Origin of the sequence: Mongoliimonas terrestris (assembly GCF_001927285.1) — a bacterium.
Lineage (GTDB): Bacteria > Pseudomonadota > Alphaproteobacteria > Rhizobiales > Pleomorphomonadaceae > Chthonobacter > Chthonobacter terrestris.
This window is the reverse complement of the sequence record NZ_MSIG01000023.1, coordinates 22715-47000: the sequence shown is the minus strand read 5'-3', so window position 1 is coordinate 47000 and position 24286 is coordinate 22715. Positions and strand designations below refer to the sequence as shown.

Annotated in this window: 22 protein-coding genes and 1 tRNA gene; 9 read left to right on the top strand and 14 right to left on the bottom strand. The window is 70.9% G+C overall.

All coding sequences use genetic code 11. From position 1 onward, the window contains the following. The first annotated feature begins 244 nt into the window (after positions 1-244). A complete protein-coding gene (locus BUQ68_RS20905) occupies positions 245-1204 on the top strand; it encodes a glycosyltransferase family 2 protein (protein WP_075217968.1) in 960 nt (319 codons plus the stop codon). After that, positions 1201-2178 (top strand): hypothetical protein, encoded by a 978-nt coding sequence (locus BUQ68_RS20900; RefSeq protein ID WP_083656774.1) that lies wholly within the window; start codon positions 1201-1203, stop codon positions 2176-2178. The genes BUQ68_RS20905 and BUQ68_RS20900 overlap by 4 nt, the downstream gene beginning before the upstream one ends. A gap of 33 nt (positions 2179-2211) precedes the next feature. Here the strand turns inward: BUQ68_RS20900 and BUQ68_RS20895 are convergent, their stop codons facing one another. The 4 genes from BUQ68_RS20895 to BUQ68_RS20880 form a co-directional block, all read right to left on the bottom strand. Then, positions 2212-3264, bottom strand: coding sequence for a glycosyltransferase (locus BUQ68_RS20895; RefSeq protein WP_139315290.1), 1053 nt, complete (start codon positions 3262-3264; stop codon positions 2212-2214). Between the two features lie 215 nt (positions 3265-3479). Then, entirely contained in the window at positions 3480-3761 is a 282-nt protein-coding gene (locus tag BUQ68_RS20890; RefSeq protein ID WP_075217966.1) for a hypothetical protein, read from the bottom strand. A gap of 87 nt (positions 3762-3848) precedes the next feature. Continuing rightward, complete coding sequence (locus BUQ68_RS20885) at positions 3849-4346, bottom strand: DUF192 domain-containing protein (RefSeq protein ID WP_075217973.1); 498 nt, start codon at positions 4344-4346, stop codon at positions 3849-3851. Positions 4347-4484: 138 nt separating this feature from the next. Next, positions 4485-5063, bottom strand: a complete 579-nt coding sequence (locus BUQ68_RS20880) for a cold-shock protein (RefSeq protein ID WP_075217965.1) — start codon at positions 5061-5063, stop codon at positions 4485-4487. A gap of 321 nt (positions 5064-5384) precedes the next feature. Here BUQ68_RS20880 and BUQ68_RS20875 point away from each other — a divergent pair, with 321 nt between their 5' ends. From BUQ68_RS20875 to BUQ68_RS20860, 3 genes are all read left to right on the top strand, one after another. Continuing rightward, on the top strand, positions 5385-5825 hold the full coding sequence (locus BUQ68_RS20875) for a VOC family protein (RefSeq protein WP_075217964.1): 441 nt from the start codon (positions 5385-5387) through the stop codon (positions 5823-5825). 276 nt (positions 5826-6101) lie between these two features. Beyond that, positions 6102-7259 carry a YcbK family protein gene (locus BUQ68_RS20865; protein WP_139315289.1) on the top strand — a complete coding sequence of 386 codons (1158 nt, stop codon included), beginning with the start codon at positions 6102-6104 and terminating at the stop codon, positions 7257-7259. A gap of 474 nt (positions 7260-7733) precedes the next feature. Then, positions 7734-7808 (top strand) — tRNA-Glu (locus tag BUQ68_RS20860). 775 nt (positions 7809-8583) lie between these two features. Here BUQ68_RS20860 and der read toward each other — a convergent pair. The 4 genes from der to BUQ68_RS20840 form a co-directional block, all read right to left on the bottom strand. Continuing rightward, positions 8584-9984, bottom strand: a complete 1401-nt coding sequence (gene der / locus BUQ68_RS20855; protein WP_075217961.1) for a ribosome biogenesis GTPase Der — start codon at positions 9982-9984, stop codon at positions 8584-8586. Positions 9985-10165: 181 nt separating this feature from the next. After that, on the bottom strand, positions 10166-11536 hold the full coding sequence (locus BUQ68_RS20850) for a PQQ-like beta-propeller repeat protein (RefSeq protein ID WP_075217960.1): 1371 nt from the start codon (positions 11534-11536) through the stop codon (positions 10166-10168). After that, positions 11533-12216 (bottom strand): tetratricopeptide repeat protein, encoded by a 684-nt coding sequence (locus BUQ68_RS20845; protein ID WP_075217959.1) that lies wholly within the window; start codon positions 12214-12216, stop codon positions 11533-11535. Before BUQ68_RS20845 ends, BUQ68_RS20850 begins: the two co-directional genes overlap by 4 nt. A 121-nt stretch (positions 12217-12337) precedes the next feature. Continuing rightward, positions 12338-12910, bottom strand: coding sequence for an NnrU family protein (locus BUQ68_RS20840; protein WP_075217958.1), 573 nt, complete (start codon positions 12908-12910; stop codon positions 12338-12340). Positions 12911-13045: 135 nt separating this feature from the next. On the opposite strand from BUQ68_RS20840, the gene BUQ68_RS20835 reads away from it, so the two are divergent. Then, the gene (locus tag BUQ68_RS20835; protein WP_342587030.1) at positions 13046-13645 is read left to right on the top strand and encodes a L,D-transpeptidase; all 600 of its coding nucleotides are present in this window, start codon (positions 13046-13048) and stop codon (positions 13643-13645) included. Positions 13646-13879: 234 nt separating this feature from the next. Here BUQ68_RS20835 and BUQ68_RS20830 read toward each other — a convergent pair whose 3' ends face one another. Genes BUQ68_RS20830 through BUQ68_RS20815 form a run of 4 tightly spaced genes read right to left on the bottom strand, consistent with a single transcriptional unit; the run spans position 13880 to position 17506 of the window. Further along, the gene (locus BUQ68_RS20830) at positions 13880-14458 is read right to left on the bottom strand and encodes an amino acid synthesis family protein (protein ID WP_075217957.1); all 579 of its coding nucleotides are present in this window, start codon (positions 14456-14458) and stop codon (positions 13880-13882) included. Next, positions 14455-15039, bottom strand: coding sequence for an amino acid synthesis family protein (locus BUQ68_RS20825; RefSeq protein WP_075217956.1), 585 nt, complete (start codon positions 15037-15039; stop codon positions 14455-14457). The genes BUQ68_RS20830 and BUQ68_RS20825 overlap by 4 nt, the downstream gene beginning before the upstream one ends. Then, positions 15032-15949, bottom strand: coding sequence for a UPF0280 family protein (locus BUQ68_RS20820; protein WP_075217955.1), 918 nt, complete (start codon positions 15947-15949; stop codon positions 15032-15034). The genes BUQ68_RS20825 and BUQ68_RS20820 overlap by 8 nt, the downstream gene beginning before the upstream one ends. 54 nt (positions 15950-16003) lie before the next feature. Further along, complete coding sequence (locus tag BUQ68_RS20815) at positions 16004-17506, bottom strand: 6-hydroxynicotinate reductase (protein WP_075217954.1); 1503 nt, start codon at positions 17504-17506, stop codon at positions 16004-16006. A gap of 251 nt (positions 17507-17757) precedes the next feature. Here BUQ68_RS20815 and BUQ68_RS20810 point away from each other — a divergent pair, with 251 nt between their 5' ends. The 3 genes from BUQ68_RS20810 to BUQ68_RS20800 all read left to right on the top strand — a co-directional run bounded on the left by BUQ68_RS20810 (position 17758) and on the right by BUQ68_RS20800 (position 22492). Next, complete coding sequence (locus tag BUQ68_RS20810) at positions 17758-18222, top strand: MarR family winged helix-turn-helix transcriptional regulator (RefSeq protein WP_075217953.1); 465 nt, start codon at positions 17758-17760, stop codon at positions 18220-18222. 206 nt (positions 18223-18428) lie between these two features. After that, positions 18429-18938, top strand: coding sequence for a (2Fe-2S)-binding protein (locus BUQ68_RS20805; protein WP_083656776.1), 510 nt, complete (start codon positions 18429-18431; stop codon positions 18936-18938). Next, positions 18935-22492, top strand: a complete 3558-nt coding sequence (locus tag BUQ68_RS20800; RefSeq protein ID WP_075217952.1) for a molybdopterin cofactor-binding domain-containing protein — start codon at positions 18935-18937, stop codon at positions 22490-22492. The genes BUQ68_RS20805 and BUQ68_RS20800 overlap by 4 nt, the downstream gene beginning before the upstream one ends. 147 nt (positions 22493-22639) lie before the next feature. Here the strand turns inward: BUQ68_RS20800 and BUQ68_RS20795 are convergent, their stop codons facing one another. Both BUQ68_RS20795 and BUQ68_RS20790 read right to left on the bottom strand, forming a co-directional pair. After that, complete coding sequence (locus BUQ68_RS20795) at positions 22640-23455, bottom strand: ferredoxin--NADP reductase (RefSeq protein WP_075217951.1); 816 nt, start codon at positions 23453-23455, stop codon at positions 22640-22642. A 52-nt stretch (positions 23456-23507) separates the two neighbouring features. After that, positions 23508-24179 carry a hypothetical protein gene (locus tag BUQ68_RS20790; RefSeq protein WP_075217950.1) on the bottom strand — a complete coding sequence of 224 codons (672 nt, stop codon included), beginning with the start codon at positions 24177-24179 and terminating at the stop codon, positions 23508-23510. Between the last annotated feature and the right edge of the window lie 107 nt (positions 24180-24286).

The window sequence follows — 24286 nt, the reverse complement described above, 5'->3', positions numbered from 1 at the left end:
CGTAGCGTTTTACGCCCGAAAGGGCAAGCTGGTTCCGTCCGGCACGCCGCGTCGCGACGGCCCGCGCGACCACATCCCCACACGGACGCGTGGACCCCTTCCGCAGCTGCCGCCCCGCTTACGCTGTTCGACGACGCCATCGAACTTTCTCGCCCTGCCCTCGATTTCGCCTATCTGCATCTGTAGGATCTAGCATGGTCCGGCGCCACGGTTGCCTCCGTCGAATCGCCGAAGAGGTATTGTCTTGGTTGAAAATTCCACCCGCGAGAATGCCGTCGTCGTCTGCATTCCCACGTGCAGGCGGCCGGAGAAGCTCGCCGCGCTCCTGCGCGCCCTGAAGCTGCAGACGTTCGCGGAGCCCTACTCCATTCTCGTCGGCAACAACGACAGCCGCGACCTCGACACCTATCCGGTCCTCGCCGACCCCGACCTGCCGCCCAGCACGGTGATCGCGGTCGCGACGCCCGGCGTCTCGGCGGTGCGCAACGCCCTGGTGGCGGCGGCGCTCCACGCGCCGGAACCGCCCGCCTGGATCGCCTTCATCGACGACGACCAGGTGCCGGCGCCCGACTGGCTGGCCGCCCTCGTCGCCACCGGACGGCGCCACGCGGCCGACATCGCCGGCGGCCCCGTCCGCCTCGTCGCGGAGGTGGAGACCCTCTTTGCCCGTGCCGCGGTCGACAAGCCCTATCTGCCGAAGGCGGAGGGGCCGACCGGCATGCTCAACGAGTGCGGCAACCTGCTCCTCTCCACCGCCTTCCTGGCGCGGTTCGGCCGCGAGCCCTTCTCGGCCGACTTCGCCCGCACCGGCGGCGAGGACTACGAGTTCTTCCTCGCCGCGCTCGCCCGCGGCGCCCGCCTGGTCTGGGCGCCCGACGCGCATGTGACCGAAGCGGTGCCGCTGTCGCGCCTGACCGCGAAGGGCTTCGCCTGGCGGTCCTATTCCACCGCCGCCTCCCAGAGCCGCGCGGACCTTCGCCATCTCGGCACCGGGCCGCTCATCGCCAAGATCGCCCGCGAGTTGGCCGGCACGCCCGTGGCGGCCGCCCGGGCGTTGACCCGCGAGCGCGACTGGAAGCTCGCCGCCGGCCTCGTCTTCCATCGTCTGTCCTGCTCGACCGGCCGGGTGGTGGGGCTGTTCGGCACCAGGGCGGAGCGCTACGGCGGCCCCGACCCCGTTCCCTCGCGGGAGACCGCCCGATGACCCCGGTCGACAGCCTGGAGCGGATCAAGGCCTCTCCGATCTCAAACACGACGGCCGCCAAGGCCGCAACGGAGCATTCCATGGCTGACGCGGCCGGCAAGTCCGTCTCCACCTTCTGGCACGGCGCGTCCCTGACGCCGCTCGATCTCGCCTGCCTGCTCTCCTTCGTCCACCACGGCTTCAAGGTCACGATCTACGCCTACGGCCCGCTGAAGGGGCTGCCCGCGGACATCGCCGTGGCCGACGCCGGCGAGATCGTCGATCGCAAGTACCTCGACGGCTTCGTGGTGCAGGGCAAGCCGAGCCTCCAGCATTTCAGCGACTATTTCCGCTATCGCATGTTCGAGCGGACCGGCTCCACCTGGATCGACACCGACCTCGTCTGCCTGTCCGATTTCAGCGTGCCCACCAGCGGCAACCTGTTCGCCTACGAAACCGCAACGAGCGTCAACAACGCCATCATGCGGATCGACCCCGCCGAGCCGGGTTTGAAGCCGCTGATCGCCGAAACCGAAAGCTTCGCGTTCGGCAGCGGAATGGAATGGGGTGCGACCGGGCCGATCCTAGTGTCGCGGTCGTTCGGCAAGGACGCCTTCGCCGACGCCCATCCGTCCTGCGTCTTCTATCCGATCCCCTGGGAGACCTGGTGGAAGCCCTTCCTGCCCTCGGCGCGGGCGGAAGCGGAGGCGCTCTGCAAGGGCGCGCGCACCCTGCATCTCTGGAACAACATCGTGGAGAAGTCCGGCTACTGGAAGGCCATCGCGCCGCCGGAAGGCTCCTTCCTGCACGAGGTCTTCCGCCGTCAAGGCACCCTCGACCTCTTCGAGGCGACCTATCCGGAGCGGGTGGTGGAGCATCTCACCCAGAACTACCTCAACTCGCAGACGGCCGACCACATGACCGTGCGCCAGCTTGTCGGCATCACCATCCCGCGCGCCCTCGCCGGGATGCGCAAGCGCCTCAAGCAGGACTGAAGCCCGGAGGCGCAGCCGCCCCGTGCGGGCGCGTCACCCTGATGCGCCGAACCGCCGGCCGAGCGAGGGCCCGCACAGGAGCCCGACCGTGAGGTCGGCGGCGAGCGCCCGGTAGCCGAGCGTCCAGCCGATCCGCCGGCTGTAGGCGCCGTCCCGCACCATGTCGGCCAGAACCCCCGCGCGGCGCATGATGCCCGCCGTCCCGTAGACCCGGCCGCGGCCGTCCAGGCGCGCCAGCAGCGCGCGGTTTTCGGTCGCTGCCCTCAGGAGGCGCTGGCGCATCGGCCCGTCCGCGCGTTCGGCGGCGGTCTCCAACACCGCCGAGAAGCGGTTCAGCATCACCTTGGTGCGCTCGATGGCGCCGGCGGTCGCCCCCATGGTCTGGATGGCCGTGCGCCAGGTCTTCGGCGGCGGCGCCCAGCCGACCGTGTTTCCGCCGTGCTGCCGATAGGCGAGCAGGCGGTCCGGGATGGCCACCACGGTTCCGAGATTGGTCGCGAGCTGGAAGAACCACTGGTCGTGGGCGGCCGGGTGCTGCGGCGCTGTCAGGTCGGCGGTCCGGCTCCACAGGTCGTTGAACTGAAGGAGTTCGCGGCGGAACAGCTGGGTGAGGCCGAGCGGGTTGCTCCAGTGGGTCGGCCGCGACAGCGGCGCGATCACCTGCACGCCCTCCTCCACCGGCAGCAGCGTTCCATAAGCGGTGCCGCTGCCGTCGACCAGGTCGGCGTTGTGCGAGACGAGCAGCACGTCCGCCCCGTCGAGGTGCGGCGCCAGGGTGGCGAGCTTCTGCGGGTACCACACGTCGTCCTGGTCGCAGAAGGCGATCAGGTCCGACGTGGCAAGGCCGGCGGCCTTCAGGAAGTTGCCGCGCCAGCCGAGGCGCTCGTCGTTCACCACCACGCGGACCGGAAACGGCGCCGTCTGGGCAAAGTCCCGCACGATGGCGACCGTGTCGTCGCCGGACTGGTCGTCGCAGACGACGAGTTCCGCCGGCAACCGCGTCTGGGCCGCCAGACTGTCCAACTGTTCGCGGATGTGACGGGCCCCGTTGTAGGTGGCCATCGCAACGGTGATGGTTGCCGTCAAGGAACCCTCGCTTTGCTGGATGAAGGGCGATCGGCCGGACGCTGTCCGCTATCCGACGGAACCGACGCCCCAGCCCCCACGGACCCGCAGCCGCCGGACCCTGTCAAACCGGTCAATCTTTAATGCATCTTAAATACTAAGACCACCATTTGGCACGTCCGGGACGGTCAGGCCCCGAACAATGCCGCAGGTGGTTAACCGGGCCGGGAGCCGGTCTACTCCGTGGCGACCGGATTGTTCGACGGCGCCACCTGGTCGTCGGGACCGAGCGCGGGGGCCGGACGCGTGGTGCCGGTCGGGTTGTTCTCGATGGAGCCCTCGCCCGGCGCGGACATGTTGGCCTCGTCCGGAATGGCCTCGATGTCGGAGGTTTCCACGGTGCCCCAGATGCCGATCGCCAGCACCGCCACGGCGAACACGCCGAGAATGATCGTGATGAGCTTGCGGTTGCTGCCACTGCCGCGCTGGTTGGGATCCATCTGGTTGGCCATCGCCATCTCCGCTCCTGACCGGTCCCGCCCTTCGGGACCGGATGTCGAGAGGAGAAGCGGCGACCGGCGCCGGGGGTTCCTTGCGGCGTCCGCTCAGGGACCGGCGATCGCGTCGATGATCGGGTGCCTCACCCGGTCGCCTCGTTTCAGGCCGATGGCGTCCGCCTGCCCTGCGACGAGCTCCAGCACGAAGCGTGCGTCGCCGTCCGACGGCACCGTCGCCTCCGAGAGCGGCGTCGTGCGGGCGCCCACGTTCAGCACCCGCCCGTCGGCACCGATGAAGATGATGTCGAGCGACACGAAGGTGTTGCGCATCCAGAAGGCGGCCGGCCCGGCAACGCCCATGTCGAACAGCATGCCGCGGTCCGCCGCCAGGCTCTTGCGGTACATCAGCCCGCGCGACCGCTCCGCCGGCGTGACGGCAAGCTCGACGTCGTAGGCGTGGAGGCCCGATGCCGTCTCCACGGTCAGCCGCGACAGGCTGGCCGCCGGCTGTTCCGGCGTGCCCTCCGCACGGACCTCGACGGTCGCGGACAGCGGCGCCGCCGCCAACGCGACGGCCACAAGACAGGAATGGACGAAGGATCTCATGCGGCCCGACATCTCCCGGTGGTCGGCGGCCAAGCACCGCCACCCCGACCCGCCGTGCCCGCCGCAGGGCGAGACCGGCCGTCGGCGCGGCGGATCCGGCCGAACCCGGACGCTGAACGGTTCATGGCCGCCTGAAGTTCAGTGCGACGACGGAATGCCGCCCGGCGTGACCGGCCGGATCTCGGCGGCCATCAGCCCCTTGGGCCCGTCGCCGAAGCGCACCATCACCATCTGGCCGGGCCGCAGCTCGGCCATGCCGTAGCGGCGGAGCGTCTCCATGTGGACGAAGATGTCCTCCGTCCCCTCCCCGCGGGTGAGAAACCCGAAGCCGCGGATGCGGTTGAACCACTTCACCTCGGCCTGCTCCAGCCCGCTGGTCGGCACCACCTGCACGTGCGTGCGCGACGGCGGCAGCTGGGACGGATGGACGGCCGTGGTCTCGTCCATGGAGAGCACGCGGAGCGCCTGCAGGCCCTTCGACCGGTTCAGGACCTCGCACACCACGCGGGCGCCCTCGTAGGCGGTCTGGAACCCATCCCGGCGCAAGCAGGTCACGTGCAGCATCACGTCCGACATGCCGGGCTCGTCCGGCACGATGAAACCGAAGCCCTTGGCGACATCGAACCATTTGATGGTCCCTGCCACCTCGATCACGTCGAGGCCGGATTCCTCCTCGCCCCCGACAGAAACCGACGGGTCCATGTGAAGTTTGGCCATAGACAGCCCCCGCAAATACGCCGCACCTGAATGCCGTCGGGTCGAATCAGCCTCGAGTTCGCACCCATTGCATTCCCGTTAACCAAGACTAGCATCGATCATCGGCCATATCGCAAGACTGTAGTCGGATCAGTGCCGTCGTTATCCAGGAGAATGGTCAGATCTCGCTTTCGCGGAACTGACCATGCGCCACGGCCGTTGACGGCCTGGAACGGCGCCTCGGGCACTCTGGATGCTTCAATCGGAGGGGCGCGCCGGATCCGTCACCGTTTTCTCGCGGTTCGCCGCTTCCACCATCGATTTCAAAGCCAAGGACATGACATGCGCTATCTCCACACCATGGTCCGGGTGAACAACCTCGACAGCAGCCTGGCCTTCTGGACGGAGCACATGGGCCTCGTCGAAGTGCGCCGGTCCGAGAGCGAGAAGGGTCGCTTCACCCTGGTCTTCCTCGCCGCCCCGGACGACGTCGCCCGCGGCCGGGCCGAGGCCGCCCCGCTCGTGGAACTCACCTACAATTGGGACCCGGAGACCTATGGCGAGGGCCGCAACTTCGGCCATCTCGCCTACGAGGTGGACGACATCTACGCCACCTGCCGGAAGCTCGCCGATGCGGGCATCACCATCAACCGCCCGCCGCGCGACGGCTACATGGCCTTCGTGCGCTCGCCGGAAAACATCTCCATCGAGCTTCTCCAGAAGGGCCCCGCCCTGCCGCCGCAGGAGCCCTGGGCCTCCATGCCGAACACCGGCAAGTGGTGAGCCGGGCCTAGCGCCGGGCGGCAGGCCGAAACGCCGAAGTCGCCCGGATCGCGCCATTGATTGTCATTTACGACAATAGACGAATCGTGCTGCTTGTCCGCCGCGGCCAGCCTGAAAGGCGTCGATCCCCGGATCGGCGCTTTTTCGCTTGCCAGCGGCTTGTCCCCGGTATTGTTTTGGCGCGCCTTGCATCGCGCCGTCCTGCGGCCGATGCGGAGCGGGACCGATTTGCGCTCTGCGCCGTCGTCCCGTTTCAGTTCTCGGGGGATTGGCTGCATGAAGGTTCGCATTCTCGCCGCAGCGGCCGCGGCTGTCATGATGGCGTCCTGTTCGGGAGGGATCTACGACACCTCCGACTTCATGACGGCGCGGCGGACCGACTCCCAACCGGCGACGGCGACCCCGACTCCCGCGAACGCGAATCCTCCGGCCGAAACCGCCGCGACCACCGAAGTCCCGACCGCCGACAGCGCGGCGCCTGCGGCCTCCAGCGAGTCCACCCAGGCCGCTGACGCGGCAGCCCTCCCCGCCAGCACCGATACCGCTGCCACGCCCGCCGCACCCGGCACACCCGCTGCCCCCGGCGCGCCTGCCGCCCCCGCCACCCCACCCGTCATGGCGGAGGCATCCACCGCCCCGCGCGGCCTCCTCTCCATGTTCCGCAGCGTCGATCCGGCCCCGGCGGCGCCCGAGGTCCAGGCGGTGAACAGCACCGCCGCGGCCGGCGCCACGCCGATCGCCCGCAAGGTCGCCGCCGCCGTGGACGCGCCGATCGAGGCCAACCTCGAGGAGGAGTTCTCCGAGGCCGATCTCGCCGGCGAGGAAGAAGCCGACCCGACCAAGATCGCCCCGGTGGAGCTGCCCTTCGACGACGGCGAGGCGCATGACTTCGTCAACGTCTACACCTCCCGGCCGGACAAGCCGGTCGAGGTGGTGGAGGGCCTCCCAGGCGTCACCTGGAAGGACGGCATCGTGCTCGTCTCCCGCACCCCGGACGACGACCCGTCCGGCTTCTTCGACGGCCCGCTGCACCCGTTCGCCCGCACCGTGCCGGGCGTGCCGCGCCAGACCGTGCAGGCGGCCAACGGCCTCCTGCTCGCCCATTCGGCGATCAACGTCTCCTGCATCAAGCCGGGCCTGCTGCAGCTCGTCCGCCGCGCCGAATCGCACTTCGGCAAGAAGGTGGTGGTGACCTCCGGCTACCGCTCGCCGTCGCACAACCGGCGCGTCCGCGGCGCCCGCCATTCCCAGCACATGGCCTGCAACGCGCTCGACCTCTACATGCCGGGCGTCGCCCGCGACGATCTCGCCCGCTTCTTCTACGCCCAGTCGGATCGCGGCGGCATCGGCATCTACTGCCACACCCGCTCCATCCACGTGGACACCGGCAAGCGGCGCCAGTGGCGCTGGCCCTGCCGCGGCCGGCGCGGCTGAAGCAACGGAGCCGCGGCCGGCGCGGCTGAACCGACGGAGCCGCGGCTGAACCGACGAATCAACCGCCTGCCGCCGTTTCCTGATTCGACATCTCAGCATCCCGTCCCGGCCGGCGGTCTGAACAGCCGGCCTCGGCCCGCCATTTCACCATTTCCGTTCTGTTTGCCGCATCCGGCCTCCTTCAGACCGACGGCCGCGACCTCACCCCGGCGTCGTCGCCGCCCTCGACGCGGCGGAGGCCAGTAAAGCAGCCCGCCTCGGCCGTATCCGGCTCGTCCGCCGCTTCATGACCGCGTTCTCCGGCGCCGCGGCAGCCTCCTCTACCGAGGCCTGCGCACCGGCGACGTGGTCTATCTCGCCCGCCGCTACCGCAAGCCCGGCTAGGATCCTCTCCTCAGCCGACCGCCCTCCGACGACACCGCGCCGAGGGGGTTGCCACCCGCCGGGAAGTCCTCTATATCCCGCTCCCGTTGGGCGGCCTTCGTCTATCGGTTAGGACACTAGCCTTTCACGCTGGAGAGACGGGTTCGATTCCCGTAGGCCGTGCCATCCCAACTCCCTCCCAGTCGAGACGGTCCGTAACGGCGGACCCACCGCGTTTTCGTTGATCGGGCGCGCTGAAAAAGCGTGGCTAGTCCGCCTGAAGCGGACCATGACGATGGAGGATGAACGGAGGGTGAGAGGCGAGCGGTGCGCGGCAATTCCCCGCCGATCGGCCCTCAAACCTCTCCCCCACAGTCGAGCCTTACCGCCCCATCCTACCCGCCCCGATCGTCATGGTCCGCGCAGGCGGACCACCCACGCATTGCGGCGCCCCACCCTCAACCCATCATCCCGTCCATCATCCAACTCGTCATCCCGGCGAACGCCGGGATCCAACCGACGGCGACAGCATCCGCACGGCGTGCTCGTCCTCACCTCCGGTCGGCCCCCGGTGTCCGCCGGGGTGACGACCGACCTCGGACGCCCACCAGCACACGCGCACCCACCGCCGTCATGGTCCGCGCAGGCGGACCACCCACGCATTGCGGCGCCCCACCCCTAACCCGTCATCCCGGCGAACGCCGGGATCCAACCGACGGCGACAGCATCCGCACGGCGTGCTCGTCCTCACCTCCGGTCGGCGCCAGCGTCCGCCGGGGTGACGACCGACCTCGGACGCCCACCAGCACAGGCCCACCCACCGCCGTCGACGGCGTGCTCGTCCTCACCTCCGGTCGGCGCCAGCGTCCGCCGGGGTGACGACCGACCTCGGACGCCCACCAGCACAGGCCCACCCACCGCCGTCGTGGTCCGCGCAGGCGGACCACCCACGCATCCCCCCTCAATCCTTCTTGTCGTACGGATTGTCCCCTGACGTGCGCATCTGGATGCGGATCGGCACGCCCGGCATCTCGAACGTCTCGCGCAGCCCGTTCACCAGATAGCGCATATAGCTTTCCGGCATGGCCTCGGGCCGCGAGCCGAACAGCACGAAGAAGGGCGGGCGGGTCTTCGCCTGGGTCATGTAGCGGATCTTCAGCCGCCGGCCGGACACTGCCGGAGGCGGGTGATGTTCGATAAGGGCCGACAGCCAGCGGTTCAGGCGGCCGGTGGAGATGCGCGTGTTCCAGAGGTCGTAGGCGCGCACGCAGGCGTCCATCAGCTTGTCGAGGCCCTGGCCGGCGAGGCCCGACAGTGGCACGAGCTGCAGGCCGCGCGCCTGCGGCAGCAGGCGGTCGGCCTCCTCGCGCAGCTCCTTCATCTTGGCGCCCCGATCCTCGATCAGGTCCCACTTGTTGAGCCCGATGACGATGGCCCGCCCCTCCCGGATGACCAGGTCGGCGATCTGCAGGTCCTGCTTCTCGAACGGGATGGTGGCGTCGAGGAGCACCACCACCACCTCGGCGAACTTGACCGCGCGGAGCGCGTCGGCGACCGAGAGCTTCTCCAGCTTGGCCGAGATGCGCGCCTTCTTGCGCAGCCCCGCCGTGTCGAAGAGCTTCACCTCCCGGCCCTTCCAGATCCAGTCCACCGCGATCGAATCGCGCGTGATCCCGGCCTCCGGGCCGGTCAGCAGCCGGTCCTCGCCGATCAGCCGGTTGATGAGCGTGGACTTGCCGGCGTTCGGCCGGCCGACGACGGCGATGCGCAGCGGTCGCACCGGGTCCTCGCCGACCGTGTTGCCCTCCTCGTCGATGTCGACGCCGGTGATGGCTTCCTCGGTCAGGTCCAGCGACGGGTCCGGCTCCGCCTCGATGATCGGCAGCAGCGCCTGATAGAGGTCGGCGAGGCCCTCGCCGTGCTCGGCGGAGAGCGCGATCGGCTCGCCGAGCCCGAGCTCGAAGGACTCCATGATGCCCGGCTCCGCCTGCCGCCCCTCGGCCTTGTTGGCGATCAGGATCACCGGCCGGTCGATGCGGCGCACCACTTCGGAGAAGTGCTTGTCGATCGGGGTCAGCCCGGCCCGGGCATCGATCACGAACAGGATGGCGGTCGCCTCGCGGATCGCCATCTCGGTCTGGGCGCGCATGCGGCCCTCCAGGCTCTCCGGATCGGCCTCCTCCAGGCCCGCCGTGTCGATGATCTGGAAGCGCAGGTCGCCGAGCTTGGCGTCGCCGACCCGCCGGTCGCGGGTGACGCCAGGGGTGTCGTCGACGAGGGCGAGCTTCTTGCCCACGAGGCGGTTGAACAGCGTGGACTTGCCGACGTTCGGCCGGCCGATGATGGCGACGGTCGCGCTCATGGGCATGTCTTTCCTAACTTTTCGGGCGGACCGCGCCGGATGCGCAGGCCGCGACGGGAATGAAGAACGGCACCCGGACAGGCGCCGAAGCGCCGGGCGGATGCCGTCGGGTCAAAGGCGGTCGATCGACCCTATGGTCGATCGCGCCCATTTTTGGAGCGGCGCCCCGGTTGAAGGCCCCTCAGTTCAGGGCCACCAGTGTACCGTCGCCGCCGAGCACCAGGATGGCGCCGCCGGCCGCGATCGGCGGGATCACGCCTTCCAGGCCGATCGCGCCGGGCGTCCCGGCCGCTCCGCTCACCGCGTCCACGGTGATGATCTTGCCGTCGACCGACACGAACCAGAGCTGGCCGCCGCCGAGCAGCGGCCCGGCCCAGCTCGTGCGGGTCTTCTTGTCCCGCACCACAGGCAGCTGCGTCGCCCACAACACCGCGCCGGTCTGCCGGTCGAGCGCCACGGCGCGGTCGTTGAGGTCGACGAGAAACACCGTGCCGCCGGAGACGATCGGCATGTGGGCGCTGCCGATCTCGCGCGCCCAGATCTCCTCGCCGGTCGCCAGCCGCACCGCGATGATACGCCCGCCGATGCCCGTCGCATAGACGACGCCGTCGTGGATGACGGGGCTCGCCGAGGCGTCCTGGATGCCGGTGACCGCCGACGTGCGCGAACCGCCGCCGACGGAGGCACCCCACTTCTGCGCGCCGGTCGCCGCGTCGAAGGCGAGGATCTCGCCCGAAGAGGACGGCACGATCACGAGACCGCCGCCGACCGCCGGGCTCGCCGCGCCGAGAAGGCTCGCGCCGGAACCGCTGGTCGAGCCGGTCCAGACGGTCTGGCCGGTGCCGGCGTCGACCGCCAGCACGGAATTCGCGCGGGTCACCACGTACACCCGGCCGCCGGCCGCCGTCGGCGCGCCGCGGGCGGGTCCGTCGAGCCGGGCGGTCCAGAGCACCCCGCCGGTCGCCGGATCGAGCGCGCGCAATTCGCCGTATCCGGTCGCCGCATAGAGGCGCCCGCCGTCGATGGCGATGCCGCCGCCGGAGACCGCCGTGTCCTCTCCGTCCGGGCTCACGTCCGCGCTCCAGGCGCGGGCGCCGTTGGCAAGCGCGTGGGCGCTGACGGTGCCGGTCGGGCTGTACACATGGACGCGTCCGCCGGCGGCCACCGGCCGCGCCGACAGGCGGATGCCGACGGTGGAGCCGATGCCGAAGCCGAAACCGCCGCCCGATCCGGCGCCGCCGGCCTTCACCGCGAAGGCGCGGGCCCCGGTGCCGGCCACCGCCACGTTGCCGGGGTCGTTGCCGGCCGTGCCGCCGGGCTGCGGCCAGTCGGCAAGCGCCGTCGCCGCGCCGATCACGGCGGGCCGCCCGCTGGCGTTTGCCACAGGATCGCCGCCCGGCAGGACGGAGCGGCGTTCGCCGGGCAGGATCTGCTCTTCGGCCTTGAACGGGTTGAGCCCCGACAGGGTCTCGCCCGGCCCGTCCGCGCAGGCTGCCAGTGCGGCCGCAAGGGCCGCCAGGGCGACGACGGCGGGGAGCCGGGAGCGCGTCATGATCCGGTCTCCGCATCCGCCGTCGGCACCGGACCGAGTTCCGCGTCGATCACGGAGCGCAGGATGGTGATGCGGTTGCGCACGTCGCCCGGCAGGCTCGGATCGGAGGCGACCGATTCCACGCGGGTGCGCGCCTCGGCATAGTCGCCGGCCTTCAGGGCCGCCACGGCGAGGAGTTCGGTCGCGATGGTGCGCCACGGGTTCTCCGGCGCGGCGAGCGGTTCCAGCCGCGCCTTGATCGCCGGCAGCTCTTCCGTGTCGAGCGCCAGCATGGCGGCGCGGACGCGGGCGAGGTCCTTCAGGTCCGCCGGAACGGCCCCCTCGGTGGAGATCGTCTCGAACGCCGCGATGGCGCCGGCCGTCTCGCCGGCGGCGGCCTTTTCGCTGGCGGCGCGGAAGCGCGCCAGCACCGCGTAGCCCGTGGGCGCCTCGGCCGCGAAGGCGAGCAGCCGCTGGGAGGCCTCGGCCGGGTTGCCTTCGGTGGCCTTCAGCGTCGCCAGGAAAGCGTCGCCCGCCTCGGCGGCGCGGGTGGTGGCGTAGTGTTCATAGATGCGCCAGCCCGCCACGCCGACGACGATCAGCACGGCCACGCCGATGATCAGCACGCCGTAGCGCTGCCAGATCCGCTTCATTTGCTCGCGCCGAAGGTCTTCGCCGACCTCGTCGAAGATGTCCGCCATCGTGGTCCCGTATCCCTGCCGTGGACGCGCGGCGCCGTCAGCGCCGTCGCATCGATCCCACGCGTTTACAGGGTTTCCGGAGCGGCGCCAACCGGAGCGGCATTGCTTCTCCGGGAAATCATCACCCGATCGGCGAGACGCCGAAGAGCCACGCGTGCAGGCCGCCGACGAAGGCGACGTAGAGAAGAAGCCCGCCGACGAGAGCCACCGCGTCGTTGAAGCGCCCGGGAGGCGCCCCCACTGCCGGGGCGCGCGGCCGGCGCTTCACCGAGATCCGGTCGACCACCGCCCAGGCGAGAAACCCGGCGAAGAGCAGGAGGTCGGCGAGCGTTCCGTTCGCCAACAGGTGCGCCAGCGCCCAGATCTTCACCGCCAGCAGCATCGGGTGCCTGGCCGCGGTCTTGATGCGGCCCGGCAGGTAGGCGGCAAGGAGCAGCGGAAACACCGGCAGCATCAGGAGAAGGGCGATGTGCCGCGTGGCGGTCGGCGGATCGTAGAGCACGATCGGCGCCTCGCGCGCCGCCCCGTAGCCGATCACGATGAGCACGAGGCCGATGGCTGCGACCACGCTGTAGACGCCCTTGAAGCCGCCCTCCCCGAAGCGCGCGATCAGGGCGTCGCGCGGACCGGTCGCCGCGATGCGCAGGGAATGAACGCCGAGGAAGAGGACGAGACCGAGAACGAGGAGTGCCATGGTGGTTCGGCGCCTTCATGAAGCGGGAACGGATGCGGTGCCGCGAGCATACCTTGTGTGAACCGTTCCCCTTAGCGCCATTTCAACCGACGTCCGCGACACTGAGGCACGATCCTTTCCGTGTCCGAGGTGGTCATGTCCCGCGTTGCCGCACTCGCCCTCGCCTGCGCCCTGCCCGTCGCCCTCCTCTGCCCCGCCGCCGCCGAGCCCGTCCGGTCCGAGGCGCCGCTCGCCACCGTCGATCCCACGGCGGACGCGACCTTGCGCCCGGCGCTGCAGATCGCCAGCCTCACGCCGTCGGAAGATCCCGCCGCCGAGATGGCGCCCCTGGTCAACGCCGTGCAGCCCGCCCTCGACGCCCGCTATGCCATGCGGCCGAAGCTCGTCGCCAAGGTCAGCCTGGAGCGCCAGGAGATGACCGTGATGGTCGACGGCGAAGTGGCGCACACCTGGAAGGTCTCCACCGCCGGCAAGGGCTACAAGACCCCGAAGGGCGTCTGGACCCCCTATCGCATGCACACCATGTGGTACTCGCGCAAATACGACAACGCGCCGATGCCGCACTCCATCTTCTTCACCGGCGGCTACGCCATCCACGCCACGCCGCACGTGAAGCGTCTCGGCCGGCCGGCCTCGCACGGCTGCGTCCGGCTCCATCCGGACCACGCCAAGGTGCTGTTCAAGCTCGCCAAGGAGTTCGGCCGCGACAACATGCGGGTGGTCGTGGAGAACTGAGCGAGGCCCATGCGGTGAAGGGGAATTGACCGCCGCCGCTGGTGGGAGACGTCACCCCGGCGAAAGCCGGGGTCCAGCCGACGGTGTTGGAGACCCCGACGGCGCAAGGTTTTCGCCATCGGTTGGATCCCGGCCTTCGCCGGGATGGCGTCTCGGTTTGGGCGAACGGCTCGCTTGTCCGCGGCCGTTCCCGAGTAGGAAGGGAACGGCGGGCTCGGACCCGCTCGGCCACTTTCAGCGCAGCCCGTCCTTGCCCACCACCGCGTCCACCGTCAGCCCGCCCACCCGCGGCAACGGCCGGCCGCCGTCCGTGAGCGCAACCGCCACCAGGATCTCCCACGGCCGCGGCGCGTCGTTGAGGAGCACCCGCATCCCATCGAAGTGGGAGCGGACGAAGGCGGCGTTCCGGTGCCCGAGCGGGATGTCGAGGATGGCGCCGGGTCCGCCCCGCGCCTTGGACGACGGGATCAGCGCGGCCCCGCCGCCGATCGCGTCCCGCACCGGCTTGCCCATGGCCGGGTGGAGCAGCGCGGCGGCATGCTCCAGCTCGCCCTCTTCGCCGACCAGCGCCGCCTTGCCGTAGCTCTCCACCACCGCGCCGCCGAGCGCCGCCAGCGCCCTCTGCGCCAGCAGGTCGCCCAGTTCCGCCCCCAAGGCGATGAGCGCCGCCAGATCGTCCTCGTATCGCCCGGCGAACGGGTTGCGGATCACCGCGAGCGCCGCCGCCCGGCGGATCGGCGGCCGCACGGGGCGGTCCGCCTCCCGGTGGACCTCGTCGACGACGACGGCGAGCTTGCGGATGGTGGCCGTCACCGGAGGCCGTCCTCGCCCTTGATGTCGTCCGCCTTCAGGCCGCCGACGCGGGCGTGGATGCGGGCGCCGGTGGTCATCACCAGCACGAGCGCCAGTTCGTTCGCGCGCGGGGCATCCGGCACGCCCACCTCCATGGCGTCGAAGTGCGAGCGCACGTAGGACGCGTTGATGTGCGTCACCGGCACGTCGAGCCGCGTGCCGGGTCCGCCCACCTTCTTGGTGGACGGCACGATCGCCTTCGCCTCGCCGAGTGCCGCCCGCATGGCGTAGCCGCCCGGCACATGCCAGAGCGCCCCGTGTTCCAGTTCGCCCGCCTGGCCCACGATCGCCCCCTTGCCGTAGCCCTCCACGGCCGCCTTGTCGCCGCCGAGCGCCCGGATCAGCCGCTCGGCCATCTCCAAACCCAGCGGCTCCAGGTCCTTCATGAAGCCGGCGATCTCCGCGTGGTAGCGGCCGGCGAACGGGTTCTCGATCACCGCCACCACGGACGCCCGCTTCAGCGGCGTCGCCGCCACCGGGCCGCCCTCGTGGAAGATCTCTTCCACGGTGGTGACGAACTTGCGGATCTTCGGCTCAGGCATGGCAGGACTCCCGAAAAAGGATGGGCGCGGCGGCGGGTCGCGGACCGTCTCCGACGATCCGGCTGCGCGCCCGAAGGTGGAGCGCGGCCCGGCGGATGTGGCCGCGCGCGATCAGGTCCGCGGCGAACGCCGCGCCGCGGTCTAGGGCGTCGTCGATCTCGGCGTCGGTCAACGGCCCGCAGCCGGTGGTCACCAGCCGGTCGCCGAGGTCGCTGTCGTCGACAAGGCGGTTTGCCGGCACCCGCGTCACGGCCGGATGGCCGGGCAGGTCGACCGCGTTGGCGATCAGGGTCGCCGCCGCGTCGGCGCTCGCGGCGTTTCCGGCCAGCACCGTGACGCTGTCGGCGATGCCCATGGAAAGGCTCCGCCCGCCGCGCCCGGAAGTGGCGACCCCGCCGATGCCCTCCCCCGCCCGCACCGTGAAGGCGCCGAGGTCCGCCCCGTCCTGCCCGCGGATGCCGAGCCGGTAGACGTGGCCGCCATCGAGGTGGAGCGCGATGTCGCCGCCGTTGTTGACCGCGATGCGGCCGGGCCGCTCCGGCCCGTCGAAGCCGGCCAGCATGGCGGAAAGGATCTCGTCGGCGACAGACCCCGCCACCGCCGCCATGGGCGTGATGAAGCGCTCCGACAGCGGCCGTACCGCCGCCACCATTCGCCGCGCCGTGGACCGGGCCGGCTGCGGGAAGCCCGGCCGCATGGCCGTCTTCAGGAGCGGCAATTCCTCCACCAGTTCGGCCAGCACGGTCTGGAACCGCCGGTGGGCCAGCCTGAAGGCTGTCGCCCGCAGCCGCCGCTCCGCTTCCGGCGAAGGCCCGCCGTCGACGCCGATCACGAGGTCGATCGGGCCGTGCTGCAGGTGCAGCCGGCCGTCGGGCGATCCGTCCAGGTAGGCGGCTGTCGGTCCCGGCATCCATCCTCCCTCCCCGGGTCGCGCGGCCGAACGCGCCCGGCGCCCGCGTCCCGGTCAGCTCCGCCCGGCGCCCCACTTGAAGTTCCGCTCGGCGGTCGGCCAGGCGCCCTCCACGATGGGCGCGATCGTGCGCTCGGCGAGCGCCACCGCCGCCTCGATCGGCACCACCGCCTCCATGTGGCCGCCGAGCGCGCGGTAGTCGTCGAGGCGCATGGTGAACTCGATCGGCGCCACCAGTGCCGGCGTCGGCACATAGCCGAAGCTGTTGGTCGGCATCTGCATCACGTCCGCCATGACGGTGATGCCGCCGCCGGGCCACACATAGGCCGGCGCGCCGCCGCAGGAGACGTGGGTGAGCGCGTCCTTCACCGACCGGGTGAGCCGCACCGGGTTGGTCGTCACCCCCGCGCGAAGGCTGCCGCCGGCGCCGCCGACGAAGAGGACGGAGACCATCGCCGGCTCGCAGTTCTCCGCCACCACGTCCACGGCGGCCTGCAGGTCCGCCGGCAGCACCGGCTGGCGCACCGGCCGCAGCGCCTCGTCGAGCACGTAGTAGCCGGACTGGTCGCCCGTGGTGGAAACCATCAGAAGCCGCATCCCCGGGCGGGCGACCTTCGGGTCGAAGTCGCCGAGGATGGCCAGCGGATCGGTGATGTTGGTGCCGCCCCAGCCGGTGCCGGGCTCCGCCACCTGGAAGTAGCGCCCCGGCGTGGAGCGCCGCCCCTTGATGCGGATGCCGGTCGGCGGAATGTCGAGAAGCTTGCCGGCCTGGTGCTCCGACAGCACCCCGGTGATGTGGTCGTCCACCACCACCACCTCGTCGACCAGGTCCCGCCACTGCCGGGCGAAGATGCCGATCGCCGCCGACCCGCAGCCGACCCGCATGCGGGTCTCTTCGATCCCGTTGATCACCGGCGGCTGGCCCGCCTGGATCGACAGCATCGCGCCGCCCTCCACCGCAAGCTCCACCCGCTCCCGGTTGCAGAGCTTCAGGAGCGCCTCGCAGGTGACCCGCCCCTCCTTCTTGCCGCCGCCGGTGAGGTGGTGGACGCCGCCGAGCGACAGCATCTGCGAGCCGTATTCGCCGGTGGTCACGTGCCCGACCGGCTCGTCGTCAACCCGGACGACCGCCATCTCCGGCCCGACGAAACGGTCCGTGTCGATCTTCACCTTCACGCCGCAATAGGAAAATATTCCTTCCGTCACCACGGTGACCATGTCGACGCCGTTCTGGCGCTGCGACACGATGAAGGGCGCGGGCTTGTAGTCCGGGTAGGTGGTGCCGGCACCGACGGCGGTCACGAAGGGCGTGCGCGCGTGGACCAGATCCCCGTCCCACGCCCCCGCCTCCGCGTCGGGCGCGAACGGCACGACGCTGCCCCCATGGGCGACCTGCTGCTCGATGATGGTCAGCGGATCGACGCGGACGAGGTCTCCGCCGACGTTCGCGTAGCGGTCGCAGGCACCGGAGCGGCCGTCGGCGATGTAGCACATCACCGGGCAGGCATCGCACCGGATCTTGCCGTTCACCACGCTCTCGACCTGCTGCTTGACCATCGCTGGCTCCCGGCGCCTCGGACTGGGCGGAGCAACCCGTCCGCACGGCTGAACCAAGATCGTTAGTGTACAAACGAAGATTGCGCCGCCCCCGGCAGCTGTCAAGCATTCTGTCCGAGGATACCCCGTTCCGCACCCCCGGCAAGCCCTGCCGCCGCACCGCAAGGCAGCAGACTGCGCCCCCATGCGCGTTGACAAACAGCGCCCGCTTACGGCTTGGATGACGCAGACGCCGCCTCCTGGAGATCGCCATGACCGGAAAGGACAAGGTCGACCCGGATGCGCCGCTCCCGGACGCCGGCCCGGACGACTACCGTGTGGACCAGCAGGTCGGCTTCTTCCTGCGGCGCGCCAACCAGCGCCACATGGCCATCTTCGCCGATCTCATGGCCGAACGACTGACGCCGACCCAGTGGTCCGCCCTCAACAAGCTGCGCGAGATCCAGCCGACGTCCCAGAACCGGCTCGGCCGCGAGACCGCCATGGACGTGGCGACCATCAAGGGCGTCGTCGACCGCCTGGTGGCGATCGGCCACGTGCGCACCGTCCCCGATCCGACCGACGGCCGCCGCCTGGTGCTCTCGCTGACGCCGGAGGGCGAAGCCGCCGTGGTCCGCAACATCGTCACCGCCGTCGCCATCACGGAGGAGACCCTCGCGCCGCTCACCGCCGGCGAGCGGCTGATGCTGATCGAACTCCTGAAGAAGATCTGCTGACCGCCGCTTCGCACCCGCGCGCCGCGGCCGATCGTCCCCGGTGCGCCGGCGCGGAATAGTTTGCATACCAACGAAGCCTTGCTATCATCCGGGTTACAGAGTCGATCAGGGAACACCCTGGCGGGGAACGTCGCAGGCTCGCCGATCCGGCGCCGGAAACCCGGGCCGAACCGCTGCGCGTGATCGCCGACGAGGCCGAAACGCCGATGAGCACACCGCCGGTGACGCTGACCATCAACGGCGCGGCGCGGAGCTTCCCGCTGCCGGCCGACACCGCCCTCCTCTATGTCCTTCGCAACGACTGCGGCCTCAACGGCCCGAAGTTCGGCTGCGGCCTCGGCGAATGCGGCGCCTGCGCGGTGCTGGTCGACGGCCGCGCCGTCCGCGCCTGCACCACCCGCCTCGGCACCCTCGCCGGGCGGACCGTCACCACCCTCGAAGGGCTCGCCACCGACGGCGAGCCCCACCCGGTGCAGCGCGCCTTCACGGCCATGCAGGCCGCGCAGTGCGGCTACTGCCTCAACGGCATGATCATCGCAACCGTCGCGCTCCTCGCCCGCGACCCGGCGCCCGACGAGGCGGCGATCCGCGCCGCCCTTCGCCACCACCTCTGCCGCTGCGGCACCCACATGGAAATCCTCGCCGCCGTCCGCCTCGCCCGCGACGACCTCGCCGTCTCCCCCACCGAGGCCGCGCGCATGGAGCCGTCCTCATGACCGGGCCCCGCGAGAAAGCCCTCGCCGCCTACCTGGAGGCCGACGACATCCTGCTGGTGCTCCGGCCCGGTTCCGCCAATGCGCCGGACATCCACCTGGCGATCACCGGCGACGGCACCGTCATCGCCTTCAACGGGCACGTGGACCTCGGCACCGGCATCCGCACCGCCCTCGCCCAGATCGTGGCGGAAGAGCTGGACGTGCCGTTCGAGCGCGTCTCCCTGGTGCTCGGCACCACCTCCGCCGCGCCGGACCAGGGCCCCACTATCGCCAGCGAAACGATCCAGATCACCGCGATCCCGCTTCGCCAGGCCGCCGCCACCGCCCGCCGCCACCTGCTGGCGCGCGCCGCCGACCGTCTCGGCACGACGGTGGACGCCCTCACCGTCGACGGTGGAACCGTCCACGCCGGATCCGCCGCGATCGGCTACGGCGATCTCGTCCGCGGCCGCCACGCGCGCGTGGAAATCGACCCCGCCATCGCCGTCAAGCCGGTCGCCGACTACCGCCTCGTCGGCACACCGCAGCCGCGCACCGACATCGGCCCGAAGGCCCTCGGCCTCTGGACCTACGTCCACGACGTCCGCGTCCCCGGCATGCTGCACGGCCGCGTCGTCCGCCCGCCCTATGTGGGCTACGACCACGGCGAGGGCGTCGGCACCAGCCTTCTTGCGGTCGACGAAAGCTCCGTCGCCCACCTGCCGGGCTTCGTCGCCGTGGTGGCGATCGGCGACTTCGTCGGCGTCGTCGCCGCGCGAGAGGAGCAGGCCGTCGAGGCCGCCCGCCGCCTCAAGGTCACCTGGAAGCCGCAGCCGCCGCGACCGGACCTCAACGATGTCGAAGCCGCCCTTCGGGCGAACCCGGCCCGCACCCGCGTCTTGAAGCACGAGGGCGACGTGGAGCGCGCGCTCGCCGCCGCCTCGCCCGCCATGCCGCGCACCTACGTCTGGCCCTACCAGATGCACGGCTCCATCGGCCCGTCCTGCGCGGTCGCCGACTGGCGGGCGGACGGCCTCACCGTCTGGTCCGGCACCCAGAACCCGCACTGGATGCGCCGCGACCTCGCCCGCCTCCTCGACATGCCCGAAGAGGCCATCGTGGTGGAGCGCCACGAGGCCGCCGGCTGCTACGGCCGCAACTGCGCCGACGACGTCACCGCCGACGCCGCCCTCCTCTCCCGGGCGGTCGGCGCGCCGGTCCGGGTGCAGCTCACCCGCGAGGAGGAGCACGGCTGGGAGCCGAAGGGCGCCGCCCAGGTGATCGACGTGCGCGGCGGGCTGGATCTTGCCGGCGGCCCGGTCGCCTACGACTTCGAGACGCGCTACCCGTCCAACCTCGCCCCCACTCTCGCTCTCGTCCTTACCGGCAAGCTGCCGCCGGTGCCCGAAGTTGCCGAGATGGGCGACCGCACCGCCATCCCGCCCTATGCGGTCGGTCCCATGCGGATCGCCGTGCACGACATGCCGCCGCTCGCCCGCGCCTCCTGGTTCCGCGGCGTGTCGGCCATGCCCAACAGCTTCGCCCACGAGAGCTATTTCGACGAACTCGCCAACGCTGCCGGCGTCGACCCGGTCGAATACCGGCTCCGCTACCTGACGGACCCGCGCGCGGTCGACCTCGTCCGCGCCGTCGCCGAGCGCGCGAAGTGGCGCCTGCGCACCACCTGGGGCACCGAGGGCGGCGAGGGCGACCTCCTCTACGGCCGCGGCTTCGCCTATGCGCTCTACAATCACGGCAAATTCCCCGGCACGCCCGCCGCCTGGGCCGCCTGGGTGGCGGACGTCGCGGTCAACCGGCGCACCGGTGTCGTCACGGTCACGCGCGTCACCGTCGGCCAGGACAGCGGGCTGATGATCAACCCGGACGGCGTCCGCCACCAGATCCACGGCAACGTCATCCAGTCGGTGAGCCGGGTGCTGAAGGAGGAGGTGCGCTTCACCGGCACCGGCGTGGAAAGCCTGGAATGGGGCGGCTATCCCATCCTCACCTTCGAGGAGACGCCGGACATCGACGTCCTCCTCATCCCCCGCCCCGACGAGGAGCCGCGCGGCGTCGGCGAAAGCGCGTCCGTGCCGAGCGCCGCCGCCATCGTCAACGCGGTCTATGACGCCACAGGCCTCCGCTTCCGCGAGCTGCCGCTGACGCCCGACCGCGTCCTCGCCGCCCTGCAAGGCCGGCAGCGGATCGAGCAGCGCATCGAACACCGAGCCGCGGTGAAGCGGAAGGCGAAGCGCTGGTTCGGCCTCGGCGTCGGCATCGCCGGCCTCGCCGGCCTCGCCGCGGGCGGCCTCGCCCTCGCCGCCCCCTTCCGGCCGGCGATCGCGCCGATCCAGCGGCCCGACCCGGCGGTGTTCAGCCCGGCGAGCGTAGAGCGCGGCCGGCTCGTGGCCGCGGCCGGCGCCTGCGCCGTGTGTCACGTGGGGCCGGACGGCGTGGCGCTCGCCGGCGGCCGCGCCTTCGAGACGCCCTTCGGCACCGTCCGGGCCACCAACATCACGCCCGACGAGACCAATGGTATCGGCGGCTGGTCTTTCGCGGCCTTCCAGCGCGCCATGCGCCAGGGCATCCGCCGCGACGGCGCCCACCTCTACCCGGTCCACCCCTACACGTCCTTCGTCAACGTCGACGACGGCGACCTGCAGGACCTCTACGCCTACCTGATGACGACCCCCGCCGTCGCCGCCCCGGCGCCCGTCTCGGCCCTGAAGCCGCCCTTCGCCGTCCGTGGCCTGATGGCCGCCTGGAACGCCCTGTACCTCCGCCCCACCACGGTCGCGGTCGACCCGCTGAAGGGCGAGGCCTGGAATCGCGGCGCCTATCTGGTGGAAGGCCTCGGCCACTGCTCCGCCTGCCACACGGAGCGGAACGCCCTCGGCGCGGAACGCACCGGCCCCGCGCGGCTTGCCGGCGGCACGGCGGAGGGCTGGGACGCGCCGGCCATCAACGGCACGGCGGCGGGTCCGGTCGGCTGGACCGAGGCGGCGCTCTACGCCTATCTCCGCGACGGCCACGCGGCCGACCACGGCAGCGCCGGCGGCCCAATGGCGGCGGTGGTCAAATCATTGGCGCCGTTGCCGGACGCCGACATCCGGGCGATGGCGGTCTATCTCGCCAGCTTCCCCGGCACCGCAACACCCGAGGCCGCCGCCGCCGCGCGAACCGCCGCCCTTGCGGCCTCTGAAGCAGCCAGGGCCGACGCGGCGCTCGTCGCCCCGGAAGGCGCGCGCCTCTTCGAGGGCGCCTGCGCCGCCTGCCACGAAGCCGACGGCACGCTCGCCCCGCTCGCGCTCAACAGCCCCCTCCACGCGGACCGGCCGGCGAACCTGATCCGGACCATCCTCCACGGCGCCGAGGCCCCCGCGAGCCTTGCCGCCCGGCCCGGCTCACCGGCGGAGGTCATGTCCATGCCGGCCTTCGCCGCCAGCCTCACCGACCGCCAGATCGCCGCCCTCGCCACCTACCTCCGCGCCCGCTTCGCTCCCGGCAAGCCGGCATGGACCGACGTGGAGGCCGCCAGCGCCGATGCACGGCGCATTTCATCTAAAGGCGGTTAGCGGAACCCAGCCCGGATCCTCAAGACCACAACGGCCGGCAGCCTACCTCCCTCCCCCTTGCGGGGAGGGTCCGGCCAAAGGCCGGGGGAGGGGTCGCCCTTTTTCCATCGGACAGCGCTTTTCCGTGCCAAGCCAACCGCCCGGAACTCACCCCACGAAGGCGCGCTCGACCACGAAGCTCGACGGCTTGTTGTTGGCGCCCTCCTCCAGGCCAAACCCTTCCAGGATCGCCTTGGTCTCGTTGAGCATGGCCATGGACCCGCAGATCATGGCGCGGTCCGTCTCCGGATTGATCGGCGGCACGCCGAGCGCCTCGAACAGGCTGCCATCGCGCATCAGATCGGTCAGGCGGCCCATGCGGGGCGACGGCTCGCGGGTCGTCGTCGCATAGAGGTGGAGCCGGCCGGCGGCGAACTCGCCCACCAGCGGATCCTCCATGATCCCGTCCACCAGTTCGTGCGCATAGGCAAGTTCGGCCACCTCGCGGCAGGTCTGGACGAGATAGACCTCCTCGAACTTCTCGTAGGTCTCCGGGTCGCGGATGACGCTCGCGAACGGCGCGACGCCCGTGCCGGTGCAGAAGAGATAGAGCCGCTTGCCGGGGGTCAGCGCGTCCAGCACCAGCGTGCCGGTCGGCTTCTTGCGCATCAGCACGATGTCGCCCGGCACGATCTTCTGCAGGTGCTCGGTCAACGGCCCGTTCTCAACCTTGATGGAGAAGAACTCGATCTCCTCGTCCCACGCCGGGCTTGCGATCGAATAGGCCCGAAACACCGGCTTCTCGGCGTTCGGCAGGCCGATCATCACGAACTCGCCGGAGCGGAACCGGAAGCTCGCCGGCCGCGTGATGCGGAAGCGGAACAGACGGCTGGTGTAGTGCTTGACGAAAACGACACGCTCGGCGAACACGTTCTCGGGGATGGGGAACGACGGGCGGCTCGCCGCGTCGGCAATCGCGTCCATGCCAGATCCTTCCGATCAATTCGTTAGTACACTAACGACCTAAAACTCGCTGTCAACGACCCCGGATCCCACCCTCCCCGCCCGACCGGACGTCCGCGCACGGGGTCCGATCGGCGCCATGGGACCGACGCGACGGAAATACGGCGCGAAGCCCCGCAAGCGCAAGAAAAAGAAAACCCAAGATCAGCGCCAGTTCGAACATGAATTTCCCGAAGAGGTAGCCCGGAACCGCCGCAAGCTTCGGCCGCACCTGCGAGGCGGTGTTGAAGACCTCGCCGCTGTATTCGCAGAGCGCGAAAGACGTTCCGTGGAGCACCATGGCGTGGTCGAGATCGGAAATCAGCGCACCGGCGCCCGCGCGCGTCTCCTCCACCGTCCGCAGCTTCTGGACGATCGCCTTGAGGCCGGCCGTCTCCGCGTGGGCGCAGAGGTTGAGCGGGCTTGCCTCGTCCGTGACGCTGCCCGGCACCAGGAGCCACAGGCAGTTGGCCCGCTGCGTCCCGTTGTGAAGGATGAGCGCCGCAAGCTCCGCGTCCGGCGCCTCGACCGCTGCCGCGAGCGCGAGGATCCGCCCGCGAAAACCGTCGATCGCCGCCATGGCGCCATGGTCGATCGACGGCACCGCGTAGCCGGACGTGTCCGCCGGCGGCTCGAACTCGTGCGCCACCGCCGTGCCGCCCATCCGGTTACCCGCGAGCAGGGCCAGCGCGGCGAGCACAGCCATCGTCCACGTCCCCATCGCGTCCCCTCGCCCCTTTGCCGATCTTCCCATCCTACGCGCCGCCGCCGATGGCGCCATCCGCAGCGTTGCAGACCGGACGCGGCTAACGG